The organism is Streptomyces sp. NPDC050147, from assembly GCF_040660195.1.
Taxonomy (GTDB): domain Bacteria; phylum Actinomycetota; class Actinomycetes; order Streptomycetales; family Streptomycetaceae; genus Streptomyces.
In genome coordinates this window covers 166,257-181,084 of sequence record NZ_JBFALJ010000020.1, presented here as the reverse complement: position 1 = coordinate 181,084, position 14,828 = coordinate 166,257, and the positions used below count along the sequence as shown (strand labels likewise).

11 protein-coding genes are annotated in these 14,828 nt (G+C 70.7%); 5 read left to right on the top strand and 6 right to left on the bottom strand.

The features are described from left to right. Nucleotides 1–49: 49 nt before the first annotated feature. The 3 genes from AB0I94_RS28005 to helR form a co-directional block, all read right to left on the bottom strand. A complete protein-coding gene (locus tag AB0I94_RS28005; protein WP_363312459.1) occupies nt 50–1,054 on the bottom strand; it encodes a phospholipid scramblase-related protein in 1,005 nt (334 codons plus the stop codon). A 150-nt stretch (nt 1,055–1,204) separates the two neighbouring features. Beyond that, the gene (locus AB0I94_RS28000; RefSeq protein ID WP_363312458.1) at nt 1,205–3,262 is read right to left on the bottom strand and encodes a phosphocholine-specific phospholipase C; all 2,058 of its coding nucleotides are present in this window, start codon (nt 3,260–3,262) and stop codon (nt 1,205–1,207) included. Between the two features lie 233 nt (nt 3,263–3,495). After that, nucleotides 3,496–5,661, bottom strand: coding sequence for an RNA polymerase recycling motor ATPase HelR (helR, locus tag AB0I94_RS27995; RefSeq protein WP_363312457.1), 2,166 nt, complete (start codon nt 5,659–5,661; stop codon nt 3,496–3,498). 258 nt (nt 5,662–5,919) lie between these two features. Here helR and AB0I94_RS27990 point away from each other — a divergent pair, with 258 nt between their 5' ends. Next, complete coding sequence (locus tag AB0I94_RS27990) at nt 5,920–7,104, top strand: serine hydrolase domain-containing protein (RefSeq protein WP_363312456.1); 1,185 nt, start codon at nt 5,920–5,922, stop codon at nt 7,102–7,104. 55 nt (nt 7,105–7,159) lie between these two features. Beyond that, complete coding sequence (locus AB0I94_RS27985; protein ID WP_363312455.1) at nt 7,160–7,855, top strand: TetR/AcrR family transcriptional regulator; 696 nt, start codon at nt 7,160–7,162, stop codon at nt 7,853–7,855. Nucleotides 7,856–7,874: 19 nt separating this feature from the next. On the opposite strand, the gene AB0I94_RS27980 is transcribed toward AB0I94_RS27985, so the two are convergent. Further along, nucleotides 7,875–10,487, bottom strand: a complete 2,613-nt coding sequence (locus AB0I94_RS27980) for a glycoside hydrolase family 3 N-terminal domain-containing protein (RefSeq protein WP_363312454.1) — start codon at nt 10,485–10,487, stop codon at nt 7,875–7,877. A 343-nt stretch (nt 10,488–10,830) separates the two neighbouring features. Here AB0I94_RS27980 and AB0I94_RS27975 point away from each other — a divergent pair, with 343 nt between their 5' ends. Next, nucleotides 10,831–11,763 carry an NADP-dependent oxidoreductase gene (locus tag AB0I94_RS27975; RefSeq protein WP_363312453.1) on the top strand — a complete coding sequence of 311 codons (933 nt, stop codon included), beginning with the start codon at nt 10,831–10,833 and terminating at the stop codon, nt 11,761–11,763. 149 nt (nt 11,764–11,912) lie between these two features. After that, nucleotides 11,913–12,428: an FBP domain-containing protein gene (locus AB0I94_RS27970; RefSeq protein ID WP_363312452.1), complete on the top strand. Its 516-nt coding sequence runs from the start codon at nt 11,913–11,915 to the stop codon at nt 12,426–12,428. A 3-nt stretch (nt 12,429–12,431) separates the two neighbouring features. Here the strand turns inward: AB0I94_RS27970 and AB0I94_RS27965 are convergent, their stop codons facing one another. After that, entirely contained in the window at nt 12,432–12,821 is a 390-nt protein-coding gene (locus AB0I94_RS27965; RefSeq protein WP_363312451.1) for a (2Fe-2S) ferredoxin domain-containing protein, read from the bottom strand. Nucleotides 12,822–12,935: 114 nt separating this feature from the next. Here AB0I94_RS27965 and AB0I94_RS27960 point away from each other — a divergent pair, with 114 nt between their 5' ends. Further along, complete coding sequence (locus AB0I94_RS27960; protein WP_363312450.1) at nt 12,936–13,373, top strand: VOC family protein; 438 nt, start codon at nt 12,936–12,938, stop codon at nt 13,371–13,373. An 87-nt stretch (nt 13,374–13,460) separates the two neighbouring features. Here the strand turns inward: AB0I94_RS27960 and AB0I94_RS27955 are convergent, their stop codons facing one another. Then, nucleotides 13,461–14,810 carry a 6-phospho-beta-glucosidase gene (locus AB0I94_RS27955; protein WP_363312449.1) on the bottom strand — a complete coding sequence of 450 codons (1,350 nt, stop codon included), beginning with the start codon at nt 14,808–14,810 and terminating at the stop codon, nt 13,461–13,463. Nucleotides 14,811–14,828: the final 18 nt, after the last annotated feature.

The window sequence follows — 14,828 nt, the reverse complement described above, 5'->3', positions numbered from 1 at the left end:
TCGGCGCCCTGGATCCAGGGCGCCGACGCCGTTTCCGTGCGGAACGACCTCACCCGAAGCCGCGGGAGTCCTGCTTCAGCGCCGTGTCGACCGTCAGGGCCGTCGCCACGACGAGGCTCAGGAGCGGCTCGGGCAGCTGGTAGTGGATCTGCAGGACGTAGTTGTCCGCGGTCGTGAACATCGTCTTGGCGAGGCCTTCCCAGGTCTTCGTGATCCGGGCGACCTCGTTGTCCGCGTGGTCGACGATCGAGAAGTTCCAGGCGCGCCAGTTCTCGGCCTTGATCGCGCCGGCCTGCTGGCCGTTCACCATGATCGCGAAGTTGATCTTCCCGATCATGTTCTGCTGGACGATCTCGCCGATCGGCTGGCCGTCGGCACGCTCGACGATGACCCGCGACTTCATGAACTTGCGGGGGCGGGTCAGCTGAAGCACCGGCTGCCCGTACGCGTCGCGGATCTCCAGCTTGTGCGTCATGAACTGGTCGATGCTGGAGACGAAGCGCGCGACCTTCTTCAGCGTGCTCTGACCGACCTGGACGACCGAGCCGATCGTGTTGCCCGCCTGGTCCATCACGCTGTACTCGTTCGTCAGCTCGATGAGCTTGGCCTTCTGGTTCACGACCAGGACGGGCTCGGTGAAGAGTGAGCCGCCGCCCTGGGACGTGGGCGTGACGCCCGCCTGCTGCTGCACCTGACGCTGCACCTTGGCCGGGTCGGCCTGCGGGGCCGCCTGCTGGGGGTGACCGTACGCGGCCTGCTGCGGAGCCTGCTGCTGGGCCGCCTGCTGACCGAACTGGCCTTGCTGCTGGCCGAATTGGGCCTGCGGCTGGCCGTACGCGGCCTGCGCCTGCTGGCCGCCCTGCTGCTGGGCCGGCTGCGACTGGGCCTGCTGGGCCTGCTGCGGGACCTGCTGGGCCTGCGCGGGCTGACCACCGGCCGACTGGTCCGGGTTGGTGTGCTGGGTCCACTGGGAACCGTCCCACCAGCGCAGCAGCTGGGGCGCGCCCTGGGGGTCCGGATACCAGCCTGCAGGAGTGTTCGATTGCGTTGTCACCCGGGCACAGTACCCCGCGGACGGGGGCGATTCGCCAGCCCCGCGCGACACCTGTGATGCCTGGCTCACCGTGGCAGCGGGCCCGTACCGGGTGCGCGAGGGTCGCCGCCGGACGTGTGGTCCGACGGCTCCCCCACCGATCCCGGTGTGTCAGGCGGAAATGATCGCCGGGTCGCTGACCCCCGGCAGGCCGTTCTCCACGTGCCCGGACAAGCGCCGCAGGAAGGTGGCGTCCGCGTCGGACTTCACCGTCACGTCGTACCAGCGCTTGCTCGCCCGCAGGTCGACGGTGTGCTCGACGGTGCCGCCCGCCTTCACCTTGAACGTCTGGGCAGCGCCGCCGTAGGCGTTGGAGACGCTGAGGTGCACGTCGGCGGCGCCCGCGTTCCTGAGGGTCAGCTTGAGGTTGCCGGTGGTCTTGTCGTGGCGCGCGGTGACCTCCGGGCCCGCTGTCTTGCCGGGTCCCTTGAAGACGCGCAGGAAGCCGTTCGGCCCGAACACCGACAGGTCGTACGCACCCTTCGAGTACGCCGTGTTCCAGGTGTCGGAGATCTGCTTGCCGGCCTCCGTGGTGTACGTCCAGGGCCCGTCCGTGCGGTTGCCGGAACGGACGTGGAAGCAGGCACCGGCCGCGTCACCGCCACTGAAGGTGAGCGTGAACCTGCCGTCGGCGGGCGCTCCGGCTCCGTCCACCAGTGGTGTGTACGGCAGCGGGCGCGCGGGCCGGGAGCCGGACTCCTGCTTGGGCAGGCTCGCCTTCGCGGGGGCCTTGGGCACGTAGTCGGGGTGGCGCTCGTTGTCCGGCGGCTCGTAGGCGGCGGTGTCCGGCAGCCTCGCCGGGTCGGTGTCCTTGCCGCCGAAGTCGAAGGCGGAGGTGAGGTCACCGCAGATGGCGCGCCGCCACGGCGAGATGTTCGGCTCGCGGACACCGAAACGCCGCTCCATGAACCGGATGATCGACGTGTGGTCGAAGACCTCGGAGTTCACGAAGCCGCCGGTGCTCCACGGCGAGACGACGACCATCGGGACGCGCTGACCGAGGCCGTAGTGTCCTGCGGCGTACTGCGCGTTGCCGGGGAAGTAGTCGAGGGCCGTGTCGACGGTCGACTTGCCCTGGTTGGCGTCCTTGGGGACGTACGGCGGGACGACGTGGTCGAAGTAGCCGTCGTTCTCGTCGTACGTGACGAACAGCGCCGTCTTCGCCCACACGGCGGGGTTGGAGGTGAGCGTGTCCAGGACCTGCGCGATGTACCAGGCGCCGAAGTTCACGGGCCAGTTGGGGTGTTCGGTGAAGGCCTCGGGCGCGGCGATGTAGGAGACCTGCGGGAGCTTGTCGGCCAGCACATCGGCCTTCAGGAGGTCGAAGTAGCCGTCGCCCGCCTTCACGTTCGTGCCGGTGCGCGCCTTGTCGTAGAGGGGGTCGCCGGGCTTGGCGTTGCGGTACTTGTTGAAGTAGAGCAGCGAGTTGTCGCCGTAGTTCCCGCGGTAGGCGTCATCGATCCAGCCCCAGTGCCCGGCCGCGTCCAGGCCGTCGCCGATGTCCTGGTAGACCTTCCAGGAGACCCCGGCCTGCTCCAGGCGCTCGGCGTACGTCGTCCAGTCGTAGCCCGCCTCCTGGTTGCCGAGGATCGGGCCGCCGCCCTTGCCGTCGTTGCCGACGTGCCCCGTCAGCATGTAGTAGCGGTTGGGGTCGGTGGCGCCCATGAACGAGCAGTGGTAGTCGTCGCAGACGGTGAACGCGTCGGCGAGGGCGTAGTGGAACGGTATGTCGTCGCGCGTCAGGTACGCCATCGTCCGCTCGGACTTGGCGGCGATCCAGTTGTCGTACCTGCCGTTGCCGAAGGCGCTGTGGCCGCCCGCCCAGTCGTGGTCGAGGCCCGCGATGAACTGCATGCCGAGGTCCTCGGCGTCCGGGTGGAAGGGCAGCACTTCCTTGCCGCCGCCCGACTGGTTCCATACGGGTTTACCGCTGGGCAGGGTCACGGGGCGCGGGTCGCCGAAGCCGCGTACGCCCTTCATCGTGCCGAAATAGTGGTCGAAGGACCGATTCTCCTGCATCAGGACGATGACGTGCTCGACATCCTCGATGGAGCCGGAGCGGCGCTGGGCGGGCAGAGCGGCGGCGCGGGCGATGCTCTGCGAGAGCGACGCGTATGCCGCGGTGCCACCGGCGAGTTGCATGAACCGGCGCCGATTGAGTTCTGGCATGAGTGGACTCGACCTCGTGGTGTGGGGTGTGGGGGACGTGAGCGGGTGAAGTGTTGCAAGGGGAGCAAGGGTCAGGGAAGGGGCCGTGACCTGGATGTGAAGAGAAGTCCAACCCTTGGTGGGCGGGCTCGAGCCCGAACGCTTCGGCTCGGTCAGCTCGGTCAGCTCGGCCAGCTCGGCCAGCTCGGCCAGCTCGGTCAGCTCGGCCAGCTCGGCCAGCTCGGCCAGCTCGGTCAGCTCGTGAGGACGACGAGTTGCTGCGTCGCTCGCGTCATCGCGACATAGCGGTCGACAGCGCCTTCGATGCCCTCGCCGAAGTTCTCCGGGTCGACGAGCGCGACCAGGTCGAACTCGAGTCCCTTCGCCAGCTCCGGGGTCAGTGACCGGACGCGGGACGTCTCCCGGAAGGCGGGATCGCCGATGACACAGGCGATCCCTTCGGCGTGGGCGGCGAGCCAGTCTTCGAGGACCGAGTCCAGCTCTGCCACAGAGCCGCGCACGACGGGGATACCGCTGCTGCGGACGGAGGTCGGCACATTGGCGTCCGGGAGCGCGGCCCGGATGACCGGCTCGGCCTCCGTCATGACCTCCTGCGGTGTCCGGTAGTTGACGCTCAGGGAGGCCATCTCGATCCGGTCGAGTCCGATCCGCTCCAGGCGTTCCTGCCACGACTCCGTGAACCCGTGCCGCGCCTGTGCGCGGTCGCCGACGATGGTGAAGCTCCGGGACGGGCAGCGCAGCAGCAGCATCTGCCACTCCGCGTCGGTCAGTTCCTGGGCCTCGTCCACCACGACGTGCGCGAACGGTCCCGCGAGACGGTCCGGGTCGGCGGGCGGCAGTTCGGACTCGTCGACCAGGCTGACCTGGGCGTCCTGGCCGCGCAACATCCTCACCAGACCTTCACCGTCGTCCCCGTCGGCGCCCGAGGCGGACGCGGCGTCGATCAGGTTGTCGACGACCTGCGCCATCTGCTCGCGCTGGGCGGCGAGGACGGCCTCGTGCCGGCGCTTCTGCCGGGCCGCCTCCGGGTCACCGAGCCGCAGGCGTGCCGCGTCCAGGAGCGGCAGGTCGGACAGCGTCCAGGCCTGGGGTGCCGCCTTGCGCCCCAGCGTCCGCACCTCGTCCGGGGTGAGCCAGGGCGCGCACATCTTCAGGTAGGCCCTCACCGACCACAGGTCTGAGACGAGGTCGGCCGCCTCGAGCAGCGGCCACGCGCGGTGCAGGGTGGTGACCAGCTCCTCGTCGTGCCGCAGCGACCGCTCGAAGAGCTCGCCGGGAACGTCTCCGTCGACCTTGTCGAGCAGGATCGCGACGAGCTCCTCCCAGATCTGCTCGCGCGCCTCGTTGTGCGGGGTGCCGTGTCCCGCCGCGTCGAACGCCTCGGCCCAGTCGTCGGCGCTCAGCCAGACGTCGGCCCAGTCGGTCGAGACCGTCATCCCCTTGGTGGGCGGCTCCTCGTAGAACCTGACGGCCGTCTCGATCGCCTTCACCATGTCCGCGGACGACTTCAGGCGGGCCACCTCGGGGTCGCTCTCGGCCTTCGCGGTGGCCCCTTCGGCGACGAGGTCCTGCAGGACGCAGGTCTGCACGCCCTCCTCGCCGAGGCTGGGCAGGACGTCGGCGACGTAGTTCAGGTAGGGCCGGTGCGGGCCGACGAACAGCACGCCTCCCCGGCTGTGGCCGACACGGGGGTCGGAGTAGAGGAGGTAGGCGGAACGGTGCAGGGCGACGACGGTCTTGCCGGTGCCCGGACCGCCGTCGACGACGAGAGCACCGCGGGAACCCGCCCGGATGATGGCGTCCTGGTCGGACTGGATGGTGGCGAGCACGTCGCGCATCCGGGACGAACGGTTGCCGCCCAGGCTGGCGATGAACGCGGACTGGTCGTCGAGGGCCGCATGCCCTTCGAGCCCGTCGGCGGTGAACACCTCGTCCCAGTAATCGCTGATCCGGCCGTCGGTCCAGCGGTATCTGCGGCGGCTCGCCAGACCCATCGGGTCGGCGTGGGTCGCCGCGAAGAACGGCTCGGCCGCGGGGGCACGCCAGTCGAGGAGCAGCCTGCGCCCCTCGCTGTCGGTGAGGCCGAGCCGGCCGATGTACACGGGCTCGGGGTCGTCCGCGGTCACGATGTGTCCGAGGCACAGGTCGAGACCGAAGCGGCTCAGGGTGCGCAGACGACCGGACAGGCGGTGGATCTCCAGGTCCCGGTCCATCGCCTCCCTGCCGATGCCGCCGGGCGCCCTGCGCTGGGCGTCGAGGCGGTCGGACACTTCGGCGACGGTCTGCTCGAGGGTCTGTGCGACGGACGCGAAGTGCTCCTCGTCCCGGGCGATCAGCGCCGGGTCGGCCTTGGCGGCGAGGCGGGCAGGAAGGTCGAACGCGGACAGCAACGCAGGCACTTGGTGAGTCTCCCGTTTTCGCAGGTCCAGGGGGTAGGCCTGCGATTGTGAGGCACCACCGGGGCCTTGCCGCAAGCCCCCCACTGCGCTATAAATTAAGAGTGGCAAGGAGTGCGAACACCTCCTTGCCTCTTCTTTTTCTCCTCTGCCGCCGCTCTTCTGCCGCTCCTCCGCCACCGCATGTCGCCGCACTCTAGGTGCCGTGGGCAACCATGCGCGAGGATGTGGCGGCCGGCGTCCCAGCGATCGAGGAGAGTCATGACCGTACGCATCCATGGCACCTGCGCCCCCGGATTCGAGGGCGTACGCGAGGAGTTCGAGCGCAACTTCGTCGAGCGCGGTGACCTCGGGGCGTCCGTCGCGGCCACCGTCGACGGTGAGTTCGTCGTCGATCTGTGGGGCGGTGACGCGGACAAGACGGGCACGCGCGCGTGGGAGCGCGATTCGCTGGTGAACGTGTACTCCACGACCAAGGGGATGACCGCACTGAGTGCGCATCTGCTGGCCGACCGGGGCGAGCTCGACCTGGACGCGCCCGTCGCCCGGTACTGGCCGGAGTTCGCCCAGGAGGGCAAGGCCGACATCCCGGTGCGCTGGCTGCTGAGCCACCGCTCCGGGGTGGTCGCGCCGCGCGAGCCCATGACGTCGGACGATCTCTACGACTGGGAGAAGGTGTGCGGGGCGCTGGCCGCGACACCGCCGTGGTGGAAACCCGGCTCGGCGCAGGGGTACCACGCGCTGAGCTTCGGCTATCTGGTCGGTGAGGTGGTCCGGCGGATCACCGGGGTCTCGCTCGGCACGTTCCTGCGGAGCGAGATCACGGGACCGCTGGGCGCGGACGTGTACGTGGGCACTCCGGTCAGTGAGCACGGCCGGTGCGCGAACATGGCGAGGCCGCTCGCTGCGGACGGCCCGCGCAGCGCGCTCGGCTCCGAACCGCCGCCCGCGCCGCCGGTGTCCTCGATCGACGCCCACCCGATGGCCGTCGTCACCCTCGCCCTGCGGTACCTGCCCGTCGGCAACGTGAACAGCGCGGCCTACCGATCCTCCGAGATCCCCGCGGCGAACGGGCACGCTTCCGCGCGGGGACTCGCGACGGTGTACGCGGCACTTGGATGCGGCGAGCTGCTGAGCCCCGCTGCACTCGAACGGCTCCGGACCCGGCAGGGCGAGCCCGACGAGCCGGACCTGGTGCTCGCGGCGGGCACGGCGTGGGGTGAGAAGTGGGACTGGGGGCTCGGCTACATGCTGAACCGGTACGGGCAGGCGGGCCCCAATCCACGGGCGGTGGGACACGGGGGCGCGGGCGGGTCCTACGCGTTCGCCGATCCCGAGAACCGGGTCTCGTACGCGTACGTGATGAACCGGATGGGTGGCGGGACCTCGGGAGAGGATCTACGGAGCGTGCATCTGGTGGGGGCGCTGTACCGCGGGCTGAAGTAGGGGCCGGAGTCCTCGGGGCCGGGGCACGGGCGCGCGGGGAACGTAATCTGCCCCCATGGAGCAGCACACCTCCCGTCACCGCCCGACCGGGCAGTACGCCGCCGCCGACCCCCGCAGAGCGGCCATCATCGACGCGGCTCTCGCGCTCTTCGCCAAGGCGGGCTATCTGAACTCCTCCCTGGCGAAGATCGCGACGGAAGCGGGTACGTCCGCGACCGTCATCACCCACCACTTCGGGTCGAAGCAGCGTCTTTTGATGGCGGTGCTCGAAGCGCGCGAGGAGCGCACGGTCCGTACCTTCGGACGGCTCGGCCCCGACGCCGGCGGTGACGACGTACGCGCGCTGTTCCGGGAGGTGCTCGCGCTGGCGGCGTACAACCTCACCCAGCCGGGGCTCATCCAGCTCCACACCAAGCTGTCGGCGGAGGCGGGTGATCCCTCGCACCCGGCCCACGCCTACTTCGCCGAGCGGTACGAGCGTGTCGCGCGCTCCCTCGCCGCTGGGCTGCAACGCGCGGTCGACGCGGGGCAGTTGAAGCCGGAAGTCGACCCGGAGGGCGTCGCGCGCGAGATCCTCGCCGTGTCCGACGGGCTCCAGGTGCAGTGGGCGATCGCCGAAGGGCGCCTGGACTTCGTCGAGCTGTACCGGGCGTACCTGGACCGGCTCACCCAAGCCCTTGCCGTGGACGGCGAGGGCTTGGGTGAGCCGGATGCTCAGCGCTCCATGCCGTCGCGACACGCACGGAAGTGACGGGGGCCCCTGCCGCCCCCTAGCGCGCCACCCCCGTCAGCCGGATGTCGCGCGACGACGACCCGACGTACACCGCGCGCCGTCCCTCGGGGCGCGTCCAGCGTCCACGCCCCGTGTCCCAGTACGACAGCTGCCGCTCGGCGACCCGCAGCCTGACCCGGCGCGACTCCCCCGCGCGCAGCTCGACGCGGTCGAAGCCGGCCAGCGTCTTGACGGCCATCTCGACATCGGCGCCGCGGGGTGCGCCCACGTACACCTGCGGGACCTCCGCGCCCGAGCGCCGCCCACGGTTGGTCACCGTGAACGACACCTCGTAACCCTGGCCCGCCCTGCGTACGGACAGGTCGCGGTAGCCGAACTCCGTGTAGGACAGGCCGTGCCCGAAGGGGAAGAGCGGCTCGATGCCCGCCTTGTCGAAGCCGCGGTAGCCGGTGAAGATGCCCTCGCTGTACGTGACCACTCCGTCGACGCCGTAGTAGCGCTCGGGGTGGGCCGGGTCCAGCGTGGGGTGGTCCGTGTCCTTCTTCGGCCAGGTCACGGTGGTCTTGCCGCCCGGGTTCGCGCGGCCGGTGAGGAGGTCGGCGGTGGACCAGCCGCCCTCCTGGCCGACGTAACCGGTGTGCAGGATCGTGCCGACCTCGCGGCGCCAGGGCATCGTCGCCGGGCAGCCGGTGGTGAGGACGACGACCGTACGCGGGTTGGCCCTGGCGACCGCCGTGATCAGCTCGTCCTGGTGGGCCGGGAGCGTCAGCGTGGTGAAGTCGCCGCTGCCGCCCACCGATCCGCCCGAGCCGTTGAAGGCGAAGACGACCGGGGTGTGGACGCGCCGGGCCAGCTTCGCCGCGGCGGCGATGGAGGCGGTGCGCCGCTCGGGGGTCACCCAGGCGAACCGCACCTGGACCGGGCCTCGTTCGGCGATGGTCGCGGCCCAGCCGGTGGCCTTGACGGCGACCTGGTAGGGCTTGCCGCCGGTGAGCTGGACGGGGTCGGCCTGGCCGTTGTCGAGGCCGTCCGTGGTGGGGACGATCGAGGACCACTTGCGCGCGAAGCTGTCGCGGGCGCCCGCCGCGGTCGTCAGCTCCTTGCCGTCGAGGCTGAGCGAGAGGCCCGCGCCCCAGCCCTGGATCTTGAGCGCGTACTCGCCGGTGGTGGGCGGCACGAAGGTGCCGGTCCACTCGGCCGTCGTACCGACGGGGAGCGCCATGTCGCCGACGAAGTCGACGGTCTTGTCCTTGCCGCCGCCTTTCCGCGTCAGTCCCTCGGGAAACGCCGACGCGGGGACGGCCGTGCCCGTGAGGTCGACGCCGACCTCGTAGGCGATCTTCCGCTTGGTGCTGCGGCGCAGCGCGTCGAGCGGGCTGACCAGGCGCTCCTCGAAGCCGTACGCGCGCTCGCCGGACACCGATGTGGCGAGCTGGCCCGCGGTCGGGCCGATGAGGGCGAGGTCGCGCAGGGCGGCACGCGACAGCGGCAGGCCACCGCCCCTGTCCTTGTCGTTGGCGAGCAACACCGCGCCCTGGGTGGCGACTTCGCGGGCGACGCGGGCGCCGGCCTCGACGTCGATCCGCTTGCGGGCGGGGACGCGGCTGCCGTCGAGCATGCCGAAGGCGTCGTACTGGCCGAGGATGCGGGAGACGGCGGTGTCCAGGGCGGCTTCCGGGACGGAACCGTCCTTGATGGCCTTCTTCAGGGGCTCGCCGTAGAAGGAGCCGTCCCACATCTGCATGTCCTGGCCCGCTTCGAGCGCGGCCGTGGAGTGGGTGGCGCCCCAGTCGGAGGTGACGAAGCCCTTGAAGCCGAGTTCGCCGCGGAGGATGTCGGTGAGGGTGGTGCGCTGCTCGGAGTTCCACTCGCCGTTGAGGTGGTTGTACGCCGACATGACCGAGGAGACACCGGCGCGGACGACGGCCTCGAAGGCGGGCAGGTACAACTCGTGCAGAGTGCGGTCGTCGACGACGAAGTCGTAGGAGTTCCCCGGCTTCTCGCGGTCGAACTCGTGCAGGCGCTGGTTGTTGGCGAGGAAGTGCTTGGCCTGGGCGAGCATGCCCTGCGCCTGGACGCCCTCGACCTGAGCGGCGCCGATCAGGCCGTTGAGGTAGGGGTCCTCGCCGGACTGGTCCTTGTTGCGGCTGAAGTAGGGCGTGCGGGAGAGCTCGATCTGCGGGGCGAGCAGCACGTCCATGTCGAGGGTGCGGCCCTCGCGGCCCATGACCTCGCCGTACTCGCGGGCGAGTTCGAGGTTGAAGGAGGAGCCGAGCGTGGCGACCGGCGGGAGGCCGGTCGCGGACTTGGTGACGTTCACGCCCGCGGGACCGTCACTCAGGCGCAGCTCCGGTATGCCGAGGCGCGCGATGCCCGGCAGGTATCCGGCCTGACCCAGCCTTCGTGGGTCGGTCGCGCCGTGGACGAGGCTGATCTTCTCGTCGAGGTTGAGGCGGGCGATGAGCCCCCGGACGCGGCGCGTGGCGGCGGCAGCGCCCGGGGAGGCGGCGGGTTCGGTGCGGGTGCCTTGGGCGGCGGTGGCCGCGGCGGGCGTCGCCGCGGCGAGCGGGCCGGCGGCGGCCACGAAGGCGAAGGCGGCCGCGGTGCCGCCCCATTGCTTCATAAGTTCACGACGTGTGGTGGCAGGCATGGCGAAACGGCCTCCGAACGCGGCTCTGGGCATGCCGAACTGGGTCGACGACGCCAAGAGCTGAATGCGTCATCCGCGCCAGTGCGGTGTTGTGGGGCCTGAGTCTTGATTGGTTGAACACGCAAGGTCAAGGCTCGCGTCGGCAAAACTTTGCGGGTCGTTCAGTTTTGCGATGGCGGCGGCGGTGGCCGCGTGTGACTGCGGTGCTCTCATCCACGGCGGCCATGGCGACCTGCGGCGGTCATCGCGGCCTCGTGAACGCCACGTCGAGGGGGGAATAGAGGAGCGATCACGTCAGTCGTCCATGGGGACACCCACGTCACGGCACGAAGCGAGGAAGCACATGTCCAAGGCGTACGCGTTCACCCGGTTCGGCGGCCCCGAAGTGGAAACCTTCGTCGACCAGGACCCACCGGAGCCCGGCCCGGGGCAGCTCCTGGTCGCGGTGCGGGCGGCGGGGGTCAACCCGGTCGACTGGAAGCTGCGGGCGGGCAAGCGGCGGCCGGGGGCGCCGCCCGCCGAGTTCCCCGAGGTGCTGGGGAGCGAGGTCGCCGGCGTGGTCGAAGCGGTCGGCGCGGGCGTCGAGGGGTTCGCGGTCGGCGACGCGGTCTTCGGCAACCCCGACACCGGTGGCTACGCCGAGTACACCCTTCTTCCCGCGTCTCTCGCCGCGCACAAGCCCGCGGGCCTGACCTTCGCGGAAGCCGCCGCGCTGCCGGTCGCCGTGGCGACGGCGTACGACGGGGTGCGTCAGCTGGATCTGCCCGCCGGGGCGACGCTCCTGATCACCGGGGCCGGCGGCGGGGTGGGCGTGGCCGCGGCGCAGCTGGCGCGGCACCTCGGCATCCGTGTCGTGGGCACGGCGAGCGCGGGCAAGAAGGACTTCGTCGAATCCCTGGGGGCGGTGCATGTGGCGCCGGGGCCCGACCTGGCGGACCGGGTGCGGAAGGCCGCGCCGGGCGGGCGCGTCGACGCGGTCTTCGATCTGGTGGGCGGGGAGGATCTCGCGGCGGTGGCGTCCCTGCTGCCGCTCCCTGGCCGCGAGGGCAAGCTGATCACGGCCGCGGCCAAGGAGACGGTCGGTGAGCTGGGCGGGGCGGCGGTAGCCCGGGCCCGGACCAGCGAGGTCCTGGACGCGGTGGCGCGGCTTGCCGTCGACGGGGTACTGCGCCCGCAGGTGACGGTGACGTATCCGCTGGAGCGGGCCGGTGAGGCGCTTCGTGCGGTGGAGGGCGGGCACGCGCGGGGCAAGGTGGTGATTGAGGTGGGGGCGTGAGGGGGATGGCATTCCGGTCTCGGGCAGAGGGAGGTGAATGCCCGGGGAGATCGGGTGCGTGAGTGAGGAAGGCCCTGGTCAAAGGGGTTTCGCGGCCTGCGGAGAAAAGGAGAGGACGACGTGACGGCCTCGTTGGTAGATTCCGGATCATGGAACCTATCGGCGAGAAAGAGATTCGCGCGGCCTTCGTCAACTGCTCCAAGGGCGAAGCCCGCAGACTCACGCTCCCCTCGGGCTTCCCGGAGATCCCCTGGTCCGACCTGGACTTCCTCGGGTGGCGGGACCCCAAGGCCCCGGACCGGGGGTACATCGTGACGGAGCGGGACGGCGAGTACGTGGGCATCGCGCTGCGCGCCTCGACCGGCGCGCGCAAGAGCCTGTTCAAGTCCAGCATCTGCTCGGTCTGCGTGACCCCGCAGTCCGGTTCGGGCATCACGCTACTCGTGGCTCCCCTCTCCGGCCCCGCGGGCCGGCAGGGCAACTCGGTCGGCATCTACATCTGCGCGGACCTCGCCTGCTCCCTCTACGTGCGCGGCAAGAAGACCACGGCGCTCGCCCGCCGCTTCGAGGAGACCCTCACGCTGGAGGCGCAGCACGCCCGCACCGTGGCGAACCTGCATGGCTTTGTCGACAAGGTCCTCGAAGGTTCGAAGGCCTCGGCCTGACCGTCAGGTCTGCCGGGGGTCCACCACCTGCAGAGTCAGTGCCGCCGACGGTGCCGCCATCCCCGGTCCGCCCGCCTCGGCCCACGCGATTATCTCGTCGATCGAGTCGTCGTCCATGGCGAAGCCGATCCAGACCGCTCGGCCGCCTCGCCGGCGCCCTTCCCGCGAGGGCTGCACGACGACGATGTTCGCCTGCCCGCACGGTCCGAGGCACTCGCTCGTACGCACCGCGAACCGCCCCGACGACTCCGCGGCTGCGGCCCGCATCCGTGCCAGTTGCCAGTCGTGGTCCGTGCCCGGGTGCTTGCGCGCGTTGCCGCAGCAACAGCCCCGGCACACGACCAGTGTGCAGGGGCGGGCGGCGGCGGATCCGATGGAGATGACGGGACTCATCCAGTGATCATCTCAGCCCTACCTCATGGCACGCTCGCTCCATCACGTTCCATCACGTTCCATCACGTCCCGCGAGGAAGCGCGAAGACTCCGCGCAGGAGAGGGAGAGCAGCCATGGCCATCCACTGGACCGTCACCATCGACTGCGCGCAGCCGGGAGAGCTGGCCAAGTTCTGGGCGCTGGCACTCGGTTATGTGCCGACGCCGCCGCCGCCCGGCTTCGACAGCTGGGAAGCGTGGTTCAGGCACCATGGCGTCCCCGAGGAGGAGTGGGACGACGGTGCCTACCTGTCGGACCCGGACGGCATGGCGCCCACCCTCTCCTTCCTCAAGGTCCCGGAGTCGAAGGTCGCCAAGAACCGCCTGCACCTGGATGTGCGGGTGGGCGGCGGCCGTGAGACCCCCTGGGATGTGCGGTGGCCGCGGGTCGTCGCGGCGGTGGAGAAGTTGACTGCCGCCGGGGCGACGGTGGTCCGGGAGCACCAGATGCAGGGGAAGCCGGATCATGTGGAGATGGCGGATCCTGAGGGCAATGAGTTCTGTGTGGTGTGAGCACCGCCGGTGGGGGCGCCTGGCCCCCACCGGCGGTGGTGGAGGGGTGGCGAGCGCGGAGAGCCGGAACCGCTCCCCCTCCCCCGTTCACCGCAGGTAGCCCAGGCCCGGATGCACCACCCCGTACCCCTCCATCAACCTCCGCGCCACCGCCACGGAATCCACCAGCGGATGCAGCGCGAAAGCCTTCACCGCCGTGGCGCGTGAGCCGCTCTCGGCCGCCGACAGGATCTCTCGCTCCACCGCTTTGACCGCGCACACAAGCCCCGTCGCGTGACCCGGCAGCGGGTCGACGGTCATGGGATGCGCGCCGTTGGCGTCGACCGAGCACGGGACCTCGATCACCGCGTCAGCGTCCAGCACCGAAAGGGTCGTGCGGTTGCGCACGTTGAGGATCAGCGTCGCCCGCTCGTCCCGCGCGATCGCCCGCATCAGGGCGAGGGCGACCTTCTCGTAGCCACCGGATTCGAGGTCCTCGGCCGCACGCTCCCCGACGCCCGCCACCTCCCGGCTCTCGGCCATGTACGTGGCCTCGCGCTCCGCACGTGTGGCGTCCCATGCCTTCAACGCCGACAGTGAGCCATCGCCTCCCCGGCCCGCCTCCTCGTAGAAACGGGCTTGTTGGCCGAGCAGGAACGCCCCCCTCGTCTGCTCCGCCTCCTGGTAGGCGCGGACCGCCTCGCGGTTGAAGTAGTAGTAGTGCAAGTACTCGTTCGGGATGGCCCCCAGCGACTGGAGCCACTCCGCGCCGAACAGCCGCCCCTCCTCGAAGGAAGCCAGCATCCGCGCGTCACCGAGGAGCCGCGGCAGTTCGTCGCGCCCCGCGATCCGCAGTCCGCGCAGCCAGCCCAGGTGGTTGAGTCCGACGTAGTCGATGAACGCCTCGTCGGGGTTGCCGCCCAGCAAGCTCGCCACCCGGCGCCCCAGTCCCACCGGTGAGTCGCAGATGCCGATGACGCGGTCGCCGATGTGCCGGGACATCGCCTCGGTGACCAGGCCCGCGGGGTTGGTGAAGTTGATGACCCAGGCGTCGGGGGCGAGCCGCCGTACGCGGCGTGCGATGTCGACGGCGACGGGCACGGTCCGCAGGCCGTACGCGATGCCGCCCGCGCCCACGGTCTCCTGGCCCAGGACACCCTCGGCGAGCGCCACCCGCTCGTCGGCCGCCCGTCCCTCCAGGCCCCCCACCCGGATCGCCGAGAAGACGAAGTCGGCACCCCGCAAGGCCTCGTCGAGGTCGGTGGTGACCGTGACGGCGGGAGCCTCCGGCACCCCGGCCGCCTGGTCGGCAAGGACCCGGGCGACTGCGCCAAGGCGCACCGCGTCCAGGTCGTGCAGCACGACCTCCGTGACCCGGCCTTCGGCATGGTCGCCGAGGAGCGCGCCGTACACGAGCGGGACGCGGAACCCGCCGCCCCCGAGAATGACCAGCTTCACGTCTCAACCACCTTCTGT